Annotated in this window: 17 protein-coding genes and 2 pseudogenes; 11 read left to right on the forward strand and 8 right to left on the reverse strand. The window is 43.9% G+C overall.

All coding sequences use genetic code 11. From position 1 onward, the window contains the following. Nucleotides 1-4: 4 nt before the first annotated feature. The 3 genes from ACR8BF_RS20925 to ACR8BF_RS20935 all read right to left on the reverse strand — a co-directional run bounded on the left by ACR8BF_RS20925 (nt 5) and on the right by ACR8BF_RS20935 (nt 1,254). Nucleotides 5-307 carry a hypothetical protein gene (locus ACR8BF_RS20925; protein WP_434746279.1) on the reverse strand — a complete coding sequence of 101 codons (303 nt, stop codon included), beginning with the start codon at nt 305-307 and terminating at the stop codon, nt 5-7. 104 nt (nt 308-411) lie between these two features. Then, nucleotides 412-954 (reverse strand): YfaZ family outer membrane protein, encoded by a 543-nt coding sequence (locus tag ACR8BF_RS20930; protein WP_179899167.1) that lies wholly within the window; start codon nt 952-954, stop codon nt 412-414. A 63-nt stretch (nt 955-1,017) separates the two neighbouring features. Then, a complete protein-coding gene (locus ACR8BF_RS20935) occupies nt 1,018-1,254 on the reverse strand; it encodes a YgdI/YgdR family lipoprotein (RefSeq protein ID WP_179899168.1) in 237 nt (78 codons plus the stop codon). Nucleotides 1,255-1,644: 390 nt separating this feature from the next. On the opposite strand from ACR8BF_RS20935, the gene ACR8BF_RS20940 reads away from it, so the two are divergent. Both ACR8BF_RS20940 and ACR8BF_RS20945 read left to right on the forward strand, forming a co-directional pair. Further along, entirely contained in the window at nt 1,645-2,064 is a 420-nt protein-coding gene (locus tag ACR8BF_RS20940; protein WP_313537307.1) for a DUF1090 family protein, read from the forward strand. 687 nt (nt 2,065-2,751) lie between these two features. Then, nucleotides 2,752-3,132: a YgiW/YdeI family stress tolerance OB fold protein gene (locus ACR8BF_RS20945; RefSeq protein WP_179899169.1), complete on the forward strand. Its 381-nt coding sequence runs from the start codon at nt 2,752-2,754 to the stop codon at nt 3,130-3,132. Between the two features lie 514 nt (nt 3,133-3,646). Here the strand turns inward: ACR8BF_RS20945 and ACR8BF_RS20950 are convergent. After that, nucleotides 3,647-4,120 carry a WbuC family cupin fold metalloprotein gene (locus tag ACR8BF_RS20950; protein WP_434746280.1) on the reverse strand — a complete coding sequence of 158 codons (474 nt, stop codon included), beginning with the start codon at nt 4,118-4,120 and terminating at the stop codon, nt 3,647-3,649. Between the two features lie 337 nt (nt 4,121-4,457). Here ACR8BF_RS20950 and ACR8BF_RS20955 point away from each other — a divergent pair, with 337 nt between their 5' ends. After that, the gene (locus ACR8BF_RS20955) at nt 4,458-4,682 is read left to right on the forward strand and encodes a FeoA domain-containing protein (RefSeq protein ID WP_434746281.1); all 225 of its coding nucleotides are present in this window, start codon (nt 4,458-4,460) and stop codon (nt 4,680-4,682) included. Continuing rightward, nucleotides 4,682-7,009 (forward strand): Fe(2+) transporter permease subunit FeoB, encoded by a 2,328-nt coding sequence (gene feoB / locus ACR8BF_RS20960; RefSeq protein ID WP_434746282.1) that lies wholly within the window; start codon nt 4,682-4,684, stop codon nt 7,007-7,009. The genes ACR8BF_RS20955 and feoB overlap by 1 nt, the downstream gene beginning before the upstream one ends. Before the next feature lie 129 nt (nt 7,010-7,138). On the opposite strand, the gene ACR8BF_RS20965 is transcribed toward feoB, so the two are convergent. Further along, complete coding sequence (locus ACR8BF_RS20965) at nt 7,139-8,134, reverse strand: alpha/beta hydrolase (protein WP_313537318.1); 996 nt, start codon at nt 8,132-8,134, stop codon at nt 7,139-7,141. Nucleotides 8,135-8,483: 349 nt separating this feature from the next. Here ACR8BF_RS20965 and guaD point away from each other — a divergent pair, with 349 nt between their 5' ends. Further along, nucleotides 8,484-9,842 carry a guanine deaminase gene (gene guaD, locus ACR8BF_RS20970; RefSeq protein WP_434746283.1) on the forward strand — a complete coding sequence of 453 codons (1,359 nt, stop codon included), beginning with the start codon at nt 8,484-8,486 and terminating at the stop codon, nt 9,840-9,842. Nucleotides 9,843-10,166: 324 nt separating this feature from the next. Here guaD and ACR8BF_RS20975 read toward each other — a convergent pair whose 3' ends face one another. After that, the gene (locus ACR8BF_RS20975; RefSeq protein WP_434746284.1) at nt 10,167-11,204 is read right to left on the reverse strand and encodes a tyrosine-type recombinase/integrase; all 1,038 of its coding nucleotides are present in this window, start codon (nt 11,202-11,204) and stop codon (nt 10,167-10,169) included. Between the two features lie 749 nt (nt 11,205-11,953). On the opposite strand from ACR8BF_RS20975, the gene ACR8BF_RS20980 reads away from it, so the two are divergent. The 5 genes and pseudogenes from ACR8BF_RS20980 (at nt 11,954) to ACR8BF_RS21000 (ending at nt 14,408) form a co-directional block, all read left to right on the forward strand. Continuing rightward, nucleotides 11,954-12,235 (forward strand): DUF1471 domain-containing protein, encoded by a 282-nt coding sequence (locus ACR8BF_RS20980; RefSeq protein ID WP_434746285.1) that lies wholly within the window; start codon nt 11,954-11,956, stop codon nt 12,233-12,235. Continuing rightward, the gene (locus ACR8BF_RS20985; RefSeq protein ID WP_313700687.1) at nt 12,235-12,705 is read left to right on the forward strand and encodes an SgcJ/EcaC family oxidoreductase; all 471 of its coding nucleotides are present in this window, start codon (nt 12,235-12,237) and stop codon (nt 12,703-12,705) included. Before ACR8BF_RS20980 ends, ACR8BF_RS20985 begins: the two co-directional genes overlap by 1 nt. Before the next feature lie 289 nt (nt 12,706-12,994). Then, nucleotides 12,995-13,093, forward strand: a pseudogene (locus tag ACR8BF_RS20990) (type II toxin-antitoxin system Phd/YefM family antitoxin); the annotation flags it as partial. Between the two features lie 47 nt (nt 13,094-13,140). After that, nucleotides 13,141-13,377: pseudogene (locus ACR8BF_RS20995) on the forward strand (type II toxin-antitoxin system RelE family toxin). Nucleotides 13,378-14,003: 626 nt separating this feature from the next. Next, nucleotides 14,004-14,408, forward strand: coding sequence for a TIR domain-containing protein (locus ACR8BF_RS21000; protein ID WP_434746286.1), 405 nt, complete (start codon nt 14,004-14,006; stop codon nt 14,406-14,408). Between the two features lie 29 nt (nt 14,409-14,437). On the opposite strand, the gene ACR8BF_RS21005 is transcribed toward ACR8BF_RS21000, so the two are convergent. Next, on the reverse strand, nt 14,438-15,292 hold the full coding sequence (locus ACR8BF_RS21005; RefSeq protein ID WP_434746287.1) for a DUF4231 domain-containing protein: 855 nt from the start codon (nt 15,290-15,292) through the stop codon (nt 14,438-14,440). A 19-nt stretch (nt 15,293-15,311) separates the two neighbouring features. Continuing rightward, nucleotides 15,312-17,636: a P-loop ATPase, Sll1717 family gene (locus ACR8BF_RS21010; RefSeq protein WP_434746288.1), complete on the reverse strand. Its 2,325-nt coding sequence runs from the start codon at nt 17,634-17,636 to the stop codon at nt 15,312-15,314. Nucleotides 17,637-18,035: 399 nt separating this feature from the next. On the opposite strand from ACR8BF_RS21010, the gene ACR8BF_RS21015 reads away from it, so the two are divergent. Continuing rightward, complete coding sequence (locus ACR8BF_RS21015; protein WP_434746289.1) at nt 18,036-18,731, forward strand: haloacid dehalogenase type II; 696 nt, start codon at nt 18,036-18,038, stop codon at nt 18,729-18,731. Nucleotides 18,732-18,742 lie beyond the last annotated feature (11 nt).

Here is an 18,742-nt window from a genome sequence, read left to right on the forward strand (position 1 = left end):
GGGGTTATTGTTGAACCTCAATCTGTTGCCAGCCTTTTTTGAACATACAATCTTTTACCAGAATCTCTCGCTGACTTTCATTGGCATCACTGGTGGAGTAATCCGTGTCAGTGCTTTTATGTTTACTGTCTTTCGAGATGTATTTGCTACTCACAACATTGTCAGGGGGTAAATCCCGCAAAGCCTGAGCCTGACAGGCTGTTTCCGCCACGGTTTCCTGCTGCTCAGATGCATCAGGTTTGACCCATTTATACTGCACGCATCCGGTCAGACAGAGAGTAAATATTATTAGCGCAAGAGGTTTCATGGTCTGTTTCTCAGTGACACCCGTCTTCCCTGAGACGAGAGATTAAGTGAGGAAACCACTTGGTGGATCTGCAGAATTTCCTCTCCTGACAATGTTATCCGATATTAAAATGTCAGACCGCCACCCAGGTAGGGGCCATCAATCAGGGTATGCCCCGGACGTCCATCTTTACCATCAACACCGGCATATCGATAGCCCACTTTTAAGACCAGTGGCCCAAGCGGTGACCAGCTGACGCCGGCGTTGGCTTCCACAAAATTTTTAACGCTGTTGGTTAGCTGTTCCGGGGCGGAATAACCTTCCCCATAAATTGCAAAATTGGCAGGCAGATTGAGTTTCACACCGCCGCCGACAGGAAATGCGACGCCGTTATCGCCTTTTTTGCCACCGAGGTACGTGGCTTTAACGCCAGCTGTCAGCATGACCGGACCGATTTCGAGGTTATAACCTGTACCCGCCTGACCAATCTGCACACCGTCCGCCGTATTTTTGATCCACTGGCTATCCAGATAAATTCCGCTGGATGAACGGCCAATTTCTGCGTCCAGCGCAGAGGTGTTTTTACCTTGTTCCGCATTCAGGCCAATCGCCATTGCAGACGAAGAGGCGCACAGCAGCAAGCCGAAGCTGATGACAGTCGTTTTCATTGTTCAGTGTTCCGCAGGATAAAAATTTTAGGGGATGTTATTACGATCGTTGCTTAAAGCAATTTACTTTTGCACAATCTCTTTAACGTCGTGCTGCTGCAGTTGATGCATATTTCCGTCTGCATCTTTATAAGAGATCATCCCTGTTTCTTTATCTCTGGCGGGTTTGCCATGGGTGTTAATCATGTGTCCATCATTGGTGGATATCACGTAATTGCCTGAGCAAGCGGTAATGGACATAACCGAAGCCATTATCACCAGAGCGAAGCCAATTTTCTTACCAGAATTCATAAATGTCATTTTACTTTCCTGTCGTTACTTTTTAAGAAGATGCGGTATTATTCGCCGTGAATGTTAAACGATATGATAACAATCAGGCTGTCATGATTTTACTCTGACAAAAAATGATCAGGATCACTTTTAACGGCTGCACAGGATTATGCAGCACTGACGTGACTCTACGCAATGCTGGGTTGTTTCTTAACCCAGGATGCAGCTGGTTTTTATGAGAATTCACTGCTCATTTTATAAGTCTGTTTTTAAAAATTAAAACTTACTGTTAACAATCGCTCCCAGATGAGAATATAATTTCATTTTTCAATTTATTTGTTGTGACTCTTTTTCATTTCGCTATATTCAATCAGCATCATTATTTTGATAAGTATACTTTAACAAGGATTTAATATAGTTATGAAAAATACAATTATTACATTGATATTAATTTCAACTCCCCTGGCCGTCATCGCTGGGACAGATTCCTGTAAAAACCAACTGGCAGACATTTCGGCCAAAAAAGAAATGGCTAAAATTCATGGAAATAATGCAGAGGTTGCACGGCTTGATATTGCCCGTGACAAAATCCAGACTTATTGCACTGATGAGCGTCAGGTCAGGCGCGCCTCTCACGATGTCAGAAAACGCGAAATGAAGGTCAAAAAAGCGGAACTCGAACTTCGGGAAGCCCAGCAGGATCTGGCTGAAGCCAAAGCGGAAGGCCGGACCGATAGAATAAGCAATAAAAACAACAGGGTAGAAGAGAAAAAGCTGAGGCTGGAATCTGCAGAAATGGATTTAAAAGAAGCACAGGATGATGCTCATAACCTGAATTAACCTCAATTTGATCGAAGGCTTACCCACGTAAGCCTTCGGGTTCCGCTATACGCCGCCTACACTCTTCTTTGTTATTGGCCTTGAAAAGGCAAACTATCACCTACCTCATTATGAAAAAACAAAAATATGGAAAACATAAACGGCTTTCCATCGTCAGGTTTATGTACTGGCAGACAGCACCATAAAATATTCCCGGTATTTGACTCTGTCAGAACGACATTCATGCGAGCCATATTGTCGACAAAATAAAATTTCATTGTTGCTGAGTCACATTACGATGACCAATGAGACATAAAAACCACTCATCTGAATGAGGATAAGTAATAAAAATAGCGTTTGAGAAAATCGTCAATACATAATGAGGTAATACCAGAGGTAGTCTGCATGAAAAAGTTAGCTTTTTAATATGCTGGCGAACTATGTTCTTTTTACGAAGTAATGAAATACTTAACGGCAATGAAAGCCATACTGGAATGGCTGTTAAAATTTGATTGTGAATACCTGTATTTTGTTTCTTTCATGATTAATTGATAACACAATTTTAACTTTGGTGTTTATATTGCGTTGGCTTTATCGACTGTACCCGTCTTGTTCAATTTTGAAAACACATGCAGGTAATATTCATTCTTAAGATCTCGTTAAGATTTGCGTTGTAAATTAGCCTGACAATTTAACGGAGATAAAAATATGAAAAAGATTCTTTTAGCGGCGTTGTTTGCAGGCATGACTTTTAGTGTTACTGCGCAGCAAGGTTTTGTTTCGGCAGAAGGGCAGGGTTATTCGCAGGGCGGATTTAAAGGTCCAGCGCCGGGTGTAGCTTCTGTCGCTCAGGTTAAAACACTGCGTGATGACGCATGGACTGTTCTTGAAGGCAATATCATCCGACAGGTTGGTCATGAACTTTATGAGTTTAAAGATGCCACAGGCACGATTTATGTTGATATCGACGACAAGCGCTGGATGGGGCAAAGTTTGTCACCTACAGACAAAGTCCGTATCGAAGGTGAAGTCGATAAAGACTGGAACAGTGTTGAAGTTGATGTGAAAACGATTCGCATAATGAAGTAATTTACAGGCACTCCTGATGTGGCGATGGCCTCTAAATCGGTTTATCGCCATTTTCTGTAATATCCATTTCCTTGTTTAATACTCAATAGCTCAGGTCACGTTCAGGCAAGCGACAAGAGTAAAAAGCCCTGTGATGTGTTAACGCGGTACCAAAAAAGAGGGGCAGAACAACGCTTTGTTTAAACCCTATTAGTTACAACACCCTTTTGGTGTTTATTAAACAACGAGAGATATTCTGCAGAATAGAGCCCCTCCGGACTAACCCCAAACAGAGTTGTTCTGAAAATCCGAGTGCTCATTGACAAGCCGCCCCGCACGGCCCGGAGGGCCGTAATTGTTGTTTATCATGATTTGAATGATGTAACTAATTTAACCTTGATAACGCTTTAGTACAGACCGGCGCAGTGTCAGAGATCAAAGCCTTTTTGTGGGAAGTAGCACATCGGGTGCCGCAACACGGGAACGTCAGAATGGTCCCGACCGCAGAGATGATCTGCTTCACGGAAGCCATAGATTATCGGGTAAAAGTATTACCCACTTGCGCCCGTAAGTACCATTCCATGAGTTCCCCCGCACCCGGATCATTCTCAGCGGGTGCCCAGGGAGCCGAATCCTGCTCAGTCACTGGCTGATACCCTCCGTGTTTTACCTCAAAAATAACGCCATCGTTATCCATCGACAACACCGCATGCCAGATCCCCGCATCTGTCTCCAGCAGCTTACATTCTTCACCTAACACCACCCGCTGGGTCACGGATCCATCATCATCAAAATGTAATACCAGAAATCGTCCACTGAGCGGAGTCAGCAATTCAAAAGTATGCGGATGACGGTGAGGGCGGACATAGGTACCCGGCTCCATAGCGACAGCCAGACGCTGTACCGCATCACTTAATTCAGGATGTAAATTACGATTGGCTCGCAAGCGAGGGGATTGGGCCGCCTGCTCACTGAGTTGCTGGAGATCAGTGAGGGTAAGTTGTTTCATATAAACCTTTTGGATGCTGGGTAACTGACAACGACCGGGTTGCTGTATGACTTATTGCCGTTTTCAACGGACAATTAGCCTCTGCCCTCGCGTAACAAATTGCAGTCCGGATTACAGATGCTGAAGTCCCATACCCTCGAAACGGGCGATAAGAGGCCTCACGGAAATCGCGGGTATCAATCTTCCCGCGGCCATTCACGTTACAGCAAGATGTTCTCTGTTTCCTAAATCAAACCTATAAACAGCGCTTTTTCACGGTCTGCCTGATGTCATATCAAAAACCGAAACGCTTATCATTTATATAATGCGTGTTTATTACTCAGAAGCAGAGCGTGGTATGGCAATTAACATGGGCAGTACCTACCGAATCCTGGGCTATCGGCCATCGGTAAATTTCGCCTGGCGGCAGAAATTATTGACAATGGGCATGCTTCCAGGTGCCGTTATCGAGATCATTCGCGTAGCGCCAATGGGCGACCCGGTGCAGATCCGGACCCGTCGTGTCAGCCTGGTGGTGAGACAGCGTGACCTGGCCGATATCCTCCTGGAGGAAATCGTCTGATGAAAAAGATAACCATCGGGCTGATTGGCAATCCAAATACCGGCAAAACCACGCTGTTTAATCAGCTAACGGGTGCCCGCCAGCGGGTCGGTAACTGGGCGGGCGTCACGGTCGAGCGCAAAGAAGGGCAGTTTTTTACCGCGCAGTCAGATGTCCGCCTCATCGATCTACCTGGCACTCGTTCACTGACCACGCTATCCGCTGAAAGCTCCATCGATGAGAGCATCGCCTGCCAGTATCTCTATCAGGATCACGCTGATGTGGTGATTAACGTCGTCGATGCAGCCAGTCTGGAAAGTAACCTGTTCCTGACCCTTCAGCTGCTGGAGCTAGGCGTGCCCTGCATCGTCGCCCTGAACATGCAGGATATTGCCGCCAGCCATAACATCATGATTGATGTTCCAGCGCTATCAGCGCGTCTGGGATGCCCGGTCGTTTCACTGACCTCCACTAAAGGTGACGGTATCGCCCAGCTCAAAGTCCTGATCGATCAGCCTCATATTTACCTCACATCGAAACGGGTGCGTTACCCGGCCGCGATTGAAACAGCAATTGAGCAGCTCTGCCTGTTAATGTCCGGCACGATAGCCCCACAAAAACGCTACTGGCTGGCATTGCAGTTGCTTGAAGGCGATATCAACAGTCGGAAGTTTTGCCCGGAACTGCTTCCGCGTTTGCCTGAGATTATTCAGCAGGCGGGCGGCGATACCGGTATTCAGATTGCCGATTACCGCTATCGCGCCATCAACACGATTTGCGCAGCCGTCAGTAATATTCATCAGGCATTACCTGCCGGTCTCACCCGCCAGATCGATAACATCGTACTCAACCGCTGGCTGGGCATTCCGATATTTCTGGCAGTGATGTATGTGATGTTTGTACTCTCAATTAACATCGGTGCCGCGCTGCAGCCACTGTTCGACAGTGGCTCAGTGGCAATATTCATTCATGGCATACAATGGCTGGGCTATGTTTGCCACTTCCCGGCCTGGCTGACGGTGTTTCTGGCGCAGGGTATTGGTGCCGGTATCAATACCGTACTGCCGATCATTCCGCAGATTGGCCTGATGTTCCTGTTCCTCTCTTTCCTGGAGGACTCAGGCTATCTGGCGCGCGCTGCCTTTGTGATAGATCGGCTGATGCAGTCGCTTGGCCTGCCAGGGAAATCTTTTGTCCCTTTGATTGTCGGCTTTGGCTGTAATGTGCCGTCGGTAATGGGGACACGCACGCTGGATACGCCGCGTGAGCGTCTGCTGACAGTATTGATAGCGCCTTTTATGTCGTGTGGTGCGCGGCTGGCAATCTTTGCAGTTTTCGCTGCGGCATTCTTCAACACCCATAGCTCCAGCCTGGTTTTCTCACTCTATCTGCTGGGCATTGTGGTGGCGATCGTTACTGCGCTGGTACTCAAGCATACCCTGCTGGGTGGAGAAGCCTCGCCGTTTATCATGGAGTTGCCGATCTATCACCGGCCTCATCTTAAAAGCCTTCTCCTGCAGACATGGCAGCGACTGAAAATGTTTGTTATACGCGCCGGACAGGTAATCATCCTGGTAAGCATGCTGATAGGCGTGCTGAGCAGCTTTGCATTTAATGGCCAGCTGGTTGATGACATTAACCAGTCTGCGCTGGCGGCAACCAGCAAAGCGATTACGCCGGTGCTGTTGCCGATTGGGGTCACTCAGGATAACTGGCAGGCCACCGTGGGGCTGGTGAGCGGCATCATGGCGAAAGAGGTCGTGGTGGGTACGCTTAACAGCCTTTACACCACAGAGGCACTCCAGAACAGTCCATTTGATCCGCAATCCTTTAATCTGCCAGGTGAACTGAAAGATGCGCTGACGGAAACCTGGGCGGGGTTAACTGCCGCATTCAGAATTGATGCGCTAGCCAATCCGATTGAAGCCAGCAAAGGCGATGGGGAGATGACGACCCGTTCAATCAGTGTGATGTCAGCTAAATTTGGCAGCGGCTTTGCCGCTTACAGTTACTTAATCTTTGTGCTGCTCTATGTACCCTGCGTCTCTGTTATGGGCGCGATTGCACGCGAAGCCGGCAAAAAATGGATGATGTTCTCATTCTTCTGGGGACTGAACATCGCCTACACCACGGCCACGCTTTTTTATCAGACCGTCACTTTTGCCGAACATCCCGCATTCAGCTCAATTTGCCTGATAAGCGTAATGATACTGAACGGGATCATCCTGCTGGCCTTACGTAAATCGAGAAGCCGGGTGCAGGCAATACCGGTAATGCTGCGGGAGGAAAAGGGACGTTGCCACGGTTGCCACGGCGACTGTGATAAACAGAAAGAGTATGCGCAGTAACCGTAAAGGCCACATTACTATGCTGAGATGCGATACGGACCTGCAGCAGACGAGTAATTATAAATGTGGTGCGAAACGAAAGCGTTCCTTGCCTGCACAGGTTAACAGGCAAGGAAACTTCCCCGAATGTCAGAGGTTGGCGTCAGGGTCTGCCGCTGATAGGTTCTGTGATTTCACCGGTTCACCCAGTACCTGACGGAACCAGCGGGTGACTTTGCTGATTACCTCAGGCTGATACCAGCGATAATCACCATGCTCAGCTCCTTCTACTAATACGTAATCAGCGCGGTCATGTGCTTTGTGAAGCGCGTTATAAAGATTCGCACTCTGCTCTGGAGAGACGAGAGTATCTTTGCTGCCATGCATAATTAAAAAAGGGGGCTTAGCACCATTCAGGTGTCCAATCGGACTCGCGTATAACGCTTTCTCAGGCTGGTCGATCACTGATGCCCCGGCGAAATTACGGAAAGCGGTACCATTAACCAGCAGAGCTTCAGTTGCGGCAGGGGATCGATGCACATTTTGTATTGCATCCGGGAAGCCTTCACCGATGCTTCGCAGATCGGAGATGCCATACAGTGTGGCCACTGCCTGAACATCTGAAGACTGATCAGGGAAATCACCTTTATCAAACGATTTATCACCATTGGTAGTGCCCAGCATCTGGGCAAGCCATCCCCCAGCCGAGTCGCCCAAAACCCCTATACGCGTCGGATCGATGCCATACTCTGAGGCGTGCTGGCGCAGATATCGGACTGCAGTTTTAGCATCTAAAACCGGTGCCGGGAAAACATCAGGAATAGTGCGGTATTCTGCTGCGGCAACGACAAAACCGGCCTCCGCTAGCGCCAGCCGCATTGAAATAAACTTGTCATGTTCCGCTGTCAGAAAACCACCACCCGGAAAATAGATGATCGCTGGTTTCAATTTATCGGTTCGAGGGACGAGCAGTGACATATGCAGTTGCCTGACTGAGCGCATGTTTTTTACCTGGTGGTAAACCACATCTCCAATATTGTCGATCTGGTCCTGACGGGTGTTAACGTGGAGAATCTCTGCACCCTGAGCATAACCTGGAAGCTGATCCTGGCCAGTTGCGATGGCTGTAGTAGCGATTGAAAGCATAAAGACTCCCGACATTAAGAGGTCCAGATTTCTCATATTTTTCGTCCTGTAAGAATTTAAATGTTAATAATTTGTTCTATATAAGTATATGAATAAAAGCTATAGCTTAGTAAAGCAGAGGAAAAAATTGGGGTGTTTTATTATTGACACACCCGACCAGCTTTAGATTTAACTTCAGGCATTATTGACATACTGATAAGGCAGCAGCATAAGGAATAAATTTCAGTATTGTTACTGTTTTTTCAGACTCAGAACTTCACCGCATTTTTAGTATCTGAACCCTATCTCATTTCACCTATCATTTCTGCCCTAAAAAATACGGATTTTTAAAAAGTTAACGGAGTAGTCCATGAACATCAAGCTTGTCGCTTTACTTTGTCTTTGCTCATTTGGCGCAGCAGCGGAAACGGTTGGATATCGCGCTGAAATCCTCTATTTCAAAGCCGATCCGGCCAAAGAGAAAGATGCTTCGGTACATTACAAAGATGGCTATCTCATTATTAAAGATGGATATATTTTAAAATCAGGTCATTATGCCACATTGAAAGACCAGCCTGTTGATAGCATGATTGACTACAGAGGGAAAATTATCACACCTGGATTCATCGATACCCATGTTCATTATCCGCAAATCACCATGATCAGTGAATATGGTGAACAACTTATAGGCTGGTTAAATACCTACACTTTTCCAACTGAAATAAAATACAGCAATCATCCGTATGCCTCCCAGAAAGCTTCGGTATTCCTGGATCAACTGGTGGAAAATGGCACAACAACAGCATTGGTGTTTGCAACCAGTTCGCCAGTTTCGGTTGATGCATTTTTTGAGCAAGCGTTAAAGCGTAATATGCGCATGATCAGTGGGAAAGTACTGATGGATCGAAACGCGCCAGCCGAATTACTGGATACACCACAATCAGCCTATGAAGAGAGCAAAGCGCTGATTAAAAAATGGCAACACAAAGGCCGACTTGATTATGCCGTTACGCCACGTTTCGCGCCTACTTCCACTGAGGAAGAACTCAGTATAGCCGGGAAATTGCTTAGAGAATTCCCCGATGTGTATCTGCAAACCCATCTGGCGGAAAATAAGCAGGAAGTCGCCTGGGTTAAAGAGTTGTTCCCGAAAAGCCGCAGTTATCTGGATGTGTATGACAAAAGCGGACTGGTGACAAAGAAATCCATTTTCGCGCACTCTATCCACCTTGATGACACCGATTACAAAGTCATGTCAGAGAAAGGCGCCAGTATTGCCTTTTGCCCGACATCGAATCTGTTTCTGGGAAGCGGATTGTTTAACCTGGATAAGGCCCATCAGTATAATATCCCGGTTGGCTTAGGTACCGATGTCGGCGCAGGCACAAGTCTGTCCATCCTTCAGACCATGGATGAAGCCTACAAAGTGACGCAGATGCGCAAGGCATTTACTGATAACCCCGATGACGTCCACTCAGTGACACCCATGGAAAACCTCTATCTTGCCACCCTGGGCGGCGCAACAGTGCTATCGCTACAGGATAAAATAGGCAGCTTAACGCCGGGCAAAGAAGCTGACTTTGTCGTCCTGGACCCTCTGGCCGGGCAGGTGCTTGCCGGACGCAATGAAGGTTCAAAAACCATCGAAGAGATCCTGTTTGGCATTGAAATGTTAGGTGACGACCGTACCATTGCTCACACTTATGTGATGGGAAACAAAATGAAGTAGTGCTCAGGATGAAATCACGTCATTAACCATTGAGAGGGCCACTTAAGCCTGGCCTTTCTGACGACCCTGCCAGCTGAAGTCACCCCCGCCGGTGAAGAAAGAGTTGCCACGAGAAGGATTGATGCTGACACACATGAGTCTGCTTTTTTTGACCGATAAGCAGCAGGCTGAATGACGTTGACAAGAAATCAAATAAATCAAAGGGATGCATCCGGAGGATGCCCGGTACCTGCCTATTCAGTACCGGCTTACACACAGGCTGTCCACTTTTTCTGTGGATAACTTTAGCCTGAAAGATCACGGAGTGACCTTTTAATCAAGTCATCAGTCGGGAAAATCGGTATTAGCGTGTTGCTCCATAAACTCCACCATAGCCCCTTTGTGAGCATCGATATGCCGGATATAGCGCATCAGCGTTTCCGGTTTTTTCCAGGTACCTTCCTGCATAATACGGGCTATTGGGTAGCCTTTATCGGCCATATCCTGGGCTGCACCGACCCTTGCACTGTGGCCACTCCATCCGGTATAGCGATTTTTATTGGCCTTAACTGCGCCGGATTTTCCAGCGGTAAGCCATGCACGGTTAAAGATATGTTCCAGCGCCCTTGTGCTCATCGGCTTCCCGGAAACCAATGCCTGACCAGAGCGGTGCACTGCACTAAACAAATATGCATCAGGCTGGCTGGATAGCCCGGAGGCGTCGATCCACGCTTCAAGGCGCTGAGTTGAACGGGCACTGAGCGCCTTAATCAATCCGCCAGTCTGCACAAATGTTTTTGTCCAGGCCACATCAAGAATGATACGACCGTCACCGGCACGCATGACATCCCGCACCCGCAGCCGTGAAAGCTCACTGATACGGAGCAGCGTTGCATAAGCGACATGCAAAAAAGCTAAATCACGCAGCGCCTGAAGATTATCTGAACCTGACCACTCCTTATCCAGCGCCAGCAAATCCGTGAGCCTGAAGGGCACGGCCTGTCCAGCGCGTTCGCCATTCGTTACGGCCACTCGATTTATCTTTTTCATAGCCCGAAAAACCAGCGGAGAAGCATTGGGGACAGGCAACCCGGCGTTACGGTGTAACATCGAGATCAGTGCTGCGTGTGATGTAACGGTCGAAGAGGCGCGGCCGCTTTCAGCCAGAAAAGAGAGATAGTCGCGCAAATCATCCGCGCTCATGGGCAGGAAACTACGCTGGTTATCTTCCGACCAGCGATTACATATCCGCATGACACTCAGCAGTTGTCGCCAGGTGTTCGGTGAAAAAGCCTCTTTATCCTGGACGAACTGCCTGAGTCGTTCAGTGATGTCGCTATTGCGGCTTGCCTTCAGGCTGGTTGTCGGTACTAACTCGCTCATATTTGCTCACTAATCTACCAAAAACAGCCTTGATCGCGCTACGTGAATTCTGAAAATTCAGCAGTAGCATAACCGTGCAGAATTTACGTAGCGTTGCCATTTTCAGTACTGACTTAACTGCTGTTCATATTAACCCGGCAGCATCGCTGTGTCATGACTTCGTATAAGAACAATTATACGAAGTCATGACATCTAAAGCTATTCATCTTATTGTTAGCGCTGCCGAGGGTGGGATCATGGGATGCCAGGGTCTGCATTCCCTTATAGAGCTGTAAATCTGATATTCACTTAAGAAGTCTCAGATGCATCAGGTATGCGGTGAGATTTGATGACTGTAATTAACCTTAATAAATACCCTGTAATCCCGGATATATAATTAATAAACCCATGCGTCCTCATCAGGAACATTTCATCAAATCCAGAATGAAAACACATTATCGTTTTGCTATTAAGTGATTTATTTAATCATTATGTTTCTATTTCTGTACCAAAGTGCCAAATGGCCATACTTCTCTCCGCCTGGATATCTTTATTTACTGAATGTTAAAAACAATGAAACTCATTAAATTTATTATTTTTACGGCAGTTTTAAATTTTGATGGAATCTGACATTGTCACGCATGTCAGTATAAAAAACTAATTATGTATATTTTACAGATTTAAGTTTGGCTACAACTGTTTCTTCGCTATTTTGCTCATCAGTTCTTATCAGGCATTTAATCATCCTTACTGATGTCGAGGTTCAATCCATGAAAAAAGCAATCTTATTACTCTCATTACTTGTACTAACAGGGTCGTCATTTGCTGCCACACAGGTTCAGCGTGCTGAATTAGGTAATTATTCGATTAAAGATCGTATATCAATTTCGGGCGTTCGTGGTGGAAAATCTCATGCCGTTAATGCCATGAGTCATGAAGCAGATAAAAAAGGTGCAGGATATTTCTTTATTACCTCGCTCAGCACAGGTGGTGACTCCAGCCAATGGCGTGGTACAGCGATTACACTGGAAAAAAATGAGGTGTCAAAATAATGAAAAAAAGTTTACTCGCACTGTGCCTTTTGGGCCTTTTCACCGCACCCGTGATTACGTTAGCACAGCAACCGGTTACTTGTGTAAAAGTGTCTGAACAGGATGTCGCCAGCCTGTTTGAAACCTGGAATAATTCTCTGGCAACCGGTGACGCGACTAAAGTCTCTGAGTTATACGTCAGCGATGCCGTTTTGCTGCCAACAATTTCAAATAAGGTGCGCCTGACCGACGAGGAACGTATTGATTACTTCAGAGACTTCCTGAAAAAAGGCCCAAGCGGTAAAATCGACTCTCGCACTATTCGCATAGGTTGTAATAAAGCGATTGATACCGGTGTTTATACGTTTACCTTTAAAGATAATTCGCACGTCACAGCACGTTATACTTTCACCTATGTCTGGGATGGCAAAGGCTGGAAAATCTCTACTCACCACTCCTCAGCCATGCCAGAGCCTGTCAGCAAGCCATAACAGTATTATTCATGCAGAGTGAAAGCCAGCGTCATGCTAAGACGCTGGCTTTGTTACATTCCATATTTAGTGACTCAATTAATATCAACGCTGGATTACATCTGCTGCATTTCGAAATGCATTTATCTCACGAGCATATGTATATCATTGAGTCTCGTCATTCGGGAAACAGACAAGGTATGGCATCCATTTTTTTATTAGCTAAGCTTCGAACATTGTTTTACTAAACGTTTCTACAGTTGCTGGTCATAGTGCGCTGACAATAACCAGAGCAGGCGATGTTTATAAACAGATGCATGATGCCGTTGACGATCAGGAACTGGTTAAGCTGGCCCACGAACGAAGTAACCAGTCTCTGCCTGATGTGGATCTGGATGCGCTTTTGTAACTTATACCGTCAAATTCAGAGAAGAGGCCTTTAAAGAGTGGCAGACGCTGCAAAAATCTCTCCAGCAGCAGTCTGCCTGAAAGATGAAGTAATGTTGTGACATTCCCCATATTCCTTCTGCCAGACTTCGTGATATTAATGATTACCATAAAATCACACTCAGAGTGTCCATGTTTTGCCTGGTTTATCATGTGATAGACGGTCAGCTGCTGATTGCCGTTGTGGCTGTCGGTAAACGCGAGCGCAGCGATGTTTATCATCTTGCCAGCGAGAGGGTGCTGTAGTGAGTAAAGACACGGCGGTATGAACAAACATGGTAGAGAAGACCATCAAACGCCTACAGGATCTATCTCTATTTTTTGTCTTTATTTAGATAAAAATAAGGATTTTTTATCTTAAGGTTGCTTAATCTTATCTTTAGAGTTAAATAATGATAATTATATAAGGTTAGTGATTTAGGGTGAGCTTACGATCTGGAGGTGAGTGCTGGCCCATCCCAGTTCGTAAAACCCTTATTATATGAAGCAAGGATTATATAAAATGATCCAGTAATTGCAGCGTGCCTACGAAAAAGTTCTCTCATAAAATCCAAATTATGTAGGGTCAGTTTTATTTATTACTACAATAGTGGTAATGTTGAAGACAGGGTGAAAAATCCGAAAAACGGTCTCATCAAATCAATTTAACTCAGTAAGCGAATAGATTAAAACCAGACTAATTAACACAAACTTGATAAAAATAAATAAATTTCTTGGAGGAGGTAATAAATTCGTTGTGAAATATTTGCATTGAAACACACGTTAAAATATAATTTATTTCAGTTTTATTTAAATACTTGAATAAAAAAATAACAAAGCTAATCTCAAAGTCACTAGTCAAGAAAGCGGAACAAATATAAAGGATTAAGGAAATGGCAAAAACACACACAATATTTATTAGTCACTCTTGGGATCACAACAATACACTGGCTGACTTAATAAGATTAATAGACGCTAGAAGTCATTTTAAGGCAGACTATTCACACGTAAACCGTGATACGCCAATAAATTCAGAAAATGCATATTACGTGAAAAAAGTCTTAAAAGAAAAAATAAAAAATTCAAGTATAATGATAGGGTTGGCTGGTATTTTCGCTTCACATAGCGAATGGATGAAGTGGGAGCTTGATACCGCATTGGAACTCAAAATACCTATTATCGGTGTAGTTCCTAGAGGAGCGGAAAGAATATCGACAGTTGTGTCTTCAAGGGCAGTAGAAATCGTTCGGTGGAACACTGAAAGTATAATTACATCTATTAGAAAGCATGCGAGCTAATATCTAAGGGGGTGATGACCCCCTATTATTTATTTCCTTCTTGCTTCCCACTGCGTGTGCTCACGAGAAAAAGCGAGTTCAGATTCATTTACAAAGTCAGAAAATGAATCTTGTGTATATATATAATTCACCTGCTCCTTCATCAAACCTATTTCTCCAGAGGTTAATAAATATGATGAACTCAATTCATTAAACCTTTTTATCTGCGACCAACCTAACAATGATGAAGCGAGTGTTGTCAAAACTGAAACAGGAAAAATAAAATAATCGTTGAACCATATATTATACAGTGAGGTGAAAAAAGCAAAAAGGTATAAAACCAAAATCCCTCTCCACCATTTTTTTGCCATATTAGAATTATATGTAGATTTAGATCGATACCATTCCCATTGATTCAGTATTCTGTGTGTTAAATAAAATTCTTTCCTATCCTCCCAGCTCATTTCGCGAGTTGTTTTCATTGAGCCAGTGAAGTTATTCTTGGTCAAGACATTCCCACTAACTTTTCTAGGTATATAATTACTATCCTTAAGTATTTCCTCTAAGAAAACTTGATATTTCTTGTAGTCCTTTAAATCATCCCCTGAATTAAAAGGCGAACTTTTCATACTATAACGCCAGCTCATGGTTTTAATTGATTCAGCCAATGCCCTATATTTATACCAATCACTCGATGAGGAAAACTTCATCTTAACAAATAATAAAATCATTAAGAAAAACAACAATATCGCAGAAGTTGTGTATTTTTCTTGATATGAAAGAAAAGAATTGGCGGCAGTACAAAATAATAAGAAATATTCTAATATCAACAAACGCAGATACAGACGCTGCATTATAGTTGATTTTTCATCAGCAAATACATACACATATGGATATTCAAACATGATAAGCTCTTGAATTATTTTAATGATTAATCATCAATGACGGCCAAAATGCTTGATTTATGACCAGTGTAATTAAATGGCTAGAATTCTTTTTAATACCATCCATAAGCGCTTTATTATAACTAAAATCATAAATAAACTTAGGATCATCAGAGTTTATTTTTATACCCAGAAATCCATACCATAAAAGTAAATCAAGAATTCTTTTTGCGTTATCTTGATCAATACCAAATGAGCTAATTTTACCTAACACATCTTCCTCTGATAACTCTGAAGGGCACGAAACAAAGGAATATAGTATGCCGTCTGACTCATTGTATATATCACTTAATTCATATCCAATATCTCTAAGAAGATCTGATGAATAAGCTGTTGTACCTTTCTCAATATCTGAGCTTTCGATTAAATCATGATTTAAATTTATTGCGAAACTCTTACAATGGTTTATCAAGTTTAGAAGAAATCTTGGTCGCATCAAAGACCTCTCAATGAGGAATTGAGATGTCTCCTCTCCCTTATGATGACTCACAAAAAGTCTGAGCCACGCTGATTTAAAATCTAAACTCTCATCCAAACCATTAGAAACGATTCTAAGCCTCACCAATTCTCTTAAAAGGTCCGTATCAGTCCAATCAAGAAGAACACTAGCTTCTTTACCCCGATCTGAGGTTTCTTTTACTAAAAGCTCATAAACATCATTGCGTAAAAAAACAATGGAGCGAACTTTCAGATCATCGTTGTGAAATTGCCTCTCAATTTTCCTAGTAGCATCAATTAAAGCCCTTATCATTAATAGGTCTTCATGCTTTAAACCAGAAGTTGGCCAACCATTATCAATATTATCAAACAATAACCATAAGTATTCTTTGTTTTTTAGGTAGTTAGAAAGTAAACTCTTTAGTTTTTTTACATCATGCTTATATAAAAGCTCTGTTACTTCAGGGGACGTTAAAGAAACATTTTCTTCTGAACCATATTGATATTGATATTCTGAATATATTTTCTCCATCAATGTAGACATTCTTTCAGAAAAATCCCCCTCTGAATCATAATCATCAACATGATAAAGGTCTGAAAGTTGTCTATAACCTTCATACAATTGATGATCATGTATATGACGCTGTTTATCTTTTTCTAAAATTTTATAACATATTTCAAGAAGTAGAACATACTCCCAAAAAGCTGTAACAGTATGCTGATACGTACCTTCGGCTAAAAATTTTAAAATCCTTTCTTTGAATTTTATTAACTTATAGCCGTCAGGTTTTAAGTCAAGCACAATATTCTTTGCTCTATTTTTTCCACGTTCAGCATCTCTAATTTGAATGAAAATTGCTGATTTACCGGAGCCTTTTCTCCCGACAACTAAATGAGCCTCACCTCTCAAAGATTTTAGGAACTGATCTGTTTCGAGATAATACCTTTCCAACTCTCTCATTTCATTTTCAGCAGATGTTGCTCCTAAATTTATTCTCTTTAGGAAAGAACGCTCAGTTTTTACATTTTTAGAATCACTGTTCTGAAATGATTGAGTTACATCCGCTGCGAAAACCTCAATAAACTGGTTTACATCATCAGGGTGATAGGTGCAATTTACAAAGTCTCTATAGTCAATTGGAACAGGTTCATCCCCAGATTGAATTATTGTCATTGCCTTACCCATTCCATCAGCAAGGCCAGCAATAAAAGCTGCACGCATATTGTGAATTTCAGCCCCTGCGGAATTCGAGCCTAGGAGTGGTACAACAACACCGTAAGACTGTGATACTTGATTAATCGCATCATAGGCGGAAAGCCTCGGAGATTCATTTGGATCAAAGTTACGGAAAATGAATCCCGCTTTTTTAATTCTTGATATGATTTTTGTGGACCAATCCGTTTTATTAGGTGTATCAAGAAGGTAAACAGGAGCCTTTAGGTTTTTATCGACTAATGCATCTAAAGATTTACTTGAGTGAGGGGTCGAAAATAACTTAATCAAATCTGAAGAGTTCTCATAATCATGATATCCTAATGTATCGAAAATCCCCACATCACTAATTTTGACACCCTTAGAAACCAAACTTTTATTTTTAAATAATATTACTCTCTTTGATTTACCTATAGCATAACCTATTTCATAAGTAACATTGAAATTCAAATGGCTTATGTCAGCTAAAAATAAGTCAGATTCATCTATCTGTTTCAAAACTTGATCAGCAATAAATGCCCCGGCGATTTCGAGTGCCTTCCATGACACAATTGCATTCATTGAACGTTTGTTATAAGAAGCTATTGCAGCTTCAATAACTTCACCGATCTCATTTGGATTTCCGGGATAACCAAAAAAAGCTTTTTCATCCATAAAAGCACCTGACTAGTAAATTATTAAGATAAATCTCATTTCATGCATTCTTATCACATATTACAGATTTATGGAAGAGTGAAGTATAACTTCACTATGATCATAGCATTTCCTGCCCAGCCTTTTTAAAGATAACTACAGCTAATAGCGTAAATGGGCTTATGGAGACTGGTGAATAGGTGAAAAGCAGGATTTAAGTGATGAAGATTCAACAATATACATATATTTAACATAATAAGTATTTTGCGCACAATGTACACTCCCATCATAGCTTCACTTTCCGTAGTTCAGTTTTAACTACCAAAGCCCCAATCTTGAGCAATCCTCTGCAGTATTCTACTTTCAGTCAGCGACCTTAACGCCTCACCAGTCACATCCATTAAACTAACCGGAGGCACGATGACCGACAGCTATTATCCCGCACCTTATAGCGGCACCCTGTTTTTCGATGTCAACGAAACCCTGCTGGATACAAAAGAACTGAACAAGGTTGTCGCGCAGCGGCTCGGCAACAAACCAGAACGCGCCGAGGCCTGGTTCACCTCGCTGTTGCATCATTCACTGGTCGAGTCAGTGACGGGCAGCTGGCATAGCTTTGGTGACATCGCCGAAGCCGTACTGGAGATGACGGCCATGAGGTACGGCGTCACTCTGCCAGCAGACGCGGCACCACTTTCTGACATTATCGCGGCCATGCCCGCTCACCCTGACGTAGCCCCTGGCTTGTCTGCATTGCAGCAGCAGGGTTTTACGCTGGTTGCACTGACCAACTCCTCTGCCGCCCTGGCTGAAAAGCAACTCAGTTCTGCCGGGCTGGCTCCGCTTTTCAGCCGTATTCTCAGCGTGGAACAGCCTCAGGTGTATAAACCCGATCTCAAAGTCTATCAATGGGCCATGAAAGAGATGGGTAAGCCGGTCTCTGAGTGCATGATGGTGGCGGCGCATGGCTGGGATGTCGGGGGAGCAAAACGTGCAGGAATGAAGACTGCATTTGTCAGCCGTAAGGGACAGGCGCTGTATCCGCTGGCGCCTGCGCCGGATCTGGTTATCAGCGACATCAGTGCGTTAGCCACTAAGATCAAACCGCTCTGCTAACCAGCAGTTAT

Source organism: Candidatus Pantoea rara (assembly GCF_051136265.1).
Lineage (GTDB): Bacteria > Pseudomonadota > Gammaproteobacteria > Enterobacterales > Enterobacteriaceae > Pantoea > Pantoea rara.

What these genes read in the sequence shown, in the direction of transcription:
- ACR8BF_RS20945 (WP_179899169.1), top strand. Translation starts at nt 2,752, where the DNA reads ATGAAAAAGATTCTTTTAGCGGCGTTGTTTGCAGGCATGACTTTTAGT.
- feoB (WP_434746282.1), top strand. Translation starts at nt 4,682, where the DNA reads ATGAAAAAGATAACCATCGGGCTGATTGGCAATCCAAATACCGGCAAA.
- ACR8BF_RS20935 (WP_179899168.1), bottom strand. Translation starts at nt 1,254, where the DNA reads ATGACATTTATGAATTCTGGTAAGAAAATTGGCTTCGCTCTGGTGATA.
- ACR8BF_RS20980 (WP_434746285.1), top strand. Translation starts at nt 11,954, where the DNA reads ATGAAAAAAGCAATCTTATTACTCTCATTACTTGTACTAACAGGGTCG.
- ACR8BF_RS21000 (WP_434746286.1), top strand. Translation starts at nt 14,004, where the DNA reads ATGGCAAAAACACACACAATATTTATTAGTCACTCTTGGGATCACAAC.
- ACR8BF_RS20930 (WP_179899167.1), bottom strand. Translation starts at nt 954, where the DNA reads ATGAAAACGACTGTCATCAGCTTCGGCTTGCTGCTGTGCGCCTCTTCG.
- ACR8BF_RS20985 (WP_313700687.1), top strand. Translation starts at nt 12,235, where the DNA reads ATGAAAAAAAGTTTACTCGCACTGTGCCTTTTGGGCCTTTTCACCGCA.
- ACR8BF_RS20965 (WP_313537318.1), bottom strand. Translation starts at nt 8,134, where the DNA reads ATGCTTTCAATCGCTACTACAGCCATCGCAACTGGCCAGGATCAGCTT.
- ACR8BF_RS21010 (WP_434746288.1), bottom strand. Translation starts at nt 17,636, where the DNA reads ATGGATGAAAAAGCTTTTTTTGGTTATCCCGGAAATCCAAATGAGATC.
- guaD (WP_434746283.1), top strand. Translation starts at nt 8,484, where the DNA reads ATGAACATCAAGCTTGTCGCTTTACTTTGTCTTTGCTCATTTGGCGCA.
- ACR8BF_RS21005 (WP_434746287.1), bottom strand. Translation starts at nt 15,292, where the DNA reads ATGTTTGAATATCCATATGTGTATGTATTTGCTGATGAAAAATCAACT.
- ACR8BF_RS20925 (WP_434746279.1), bottom strand. Translation starts at nt 307, where the DNA reads ATGAAACCTCTTGCGCTAATAATATTTACTCTCTGTCTGACCGGATGC.
- ACR8BF_RS20955 (WP_434746281.1), top strand. Translation starts at nt 4,458, where the DNA reads ATGGCAATTAACATGGGCAGTACCTACCGAATCCTGGGCTATCGGCCA.
- ACR8BF_RS20940 (WP_313537307.1), top strand. Translation starts at nt 1,645, where the DNA reads ATGAAAAATACAATTATTACATTGATATTAATTTCAACTCCCCTGGCC.
- ACR8BF_RS20950 (WP_434746280.1), bottom strand. Translation starts at nt 4,120, where the DNA reads ATGAAACAACTTACCCTCACTGATCTCCAGCAACTCAGTGAGCAGGCG.
- ACR8BF_RS20975 (WP_434746284.1), bottom strand. Translation starts at nt 11,204, where the DNA reads ATGAGCGAGTTAGTACCGACAACCAGCCTGAAGGCAAGCCGCAATAGC.
- ACR8BF_RS21015 (WP_434746289.1), top strand. Translation starts at nt 18,036, where the DNA reads ATGACCGACAGCTATTATCCCGCACCTTATAGCGGCACCCTGTTTTTC.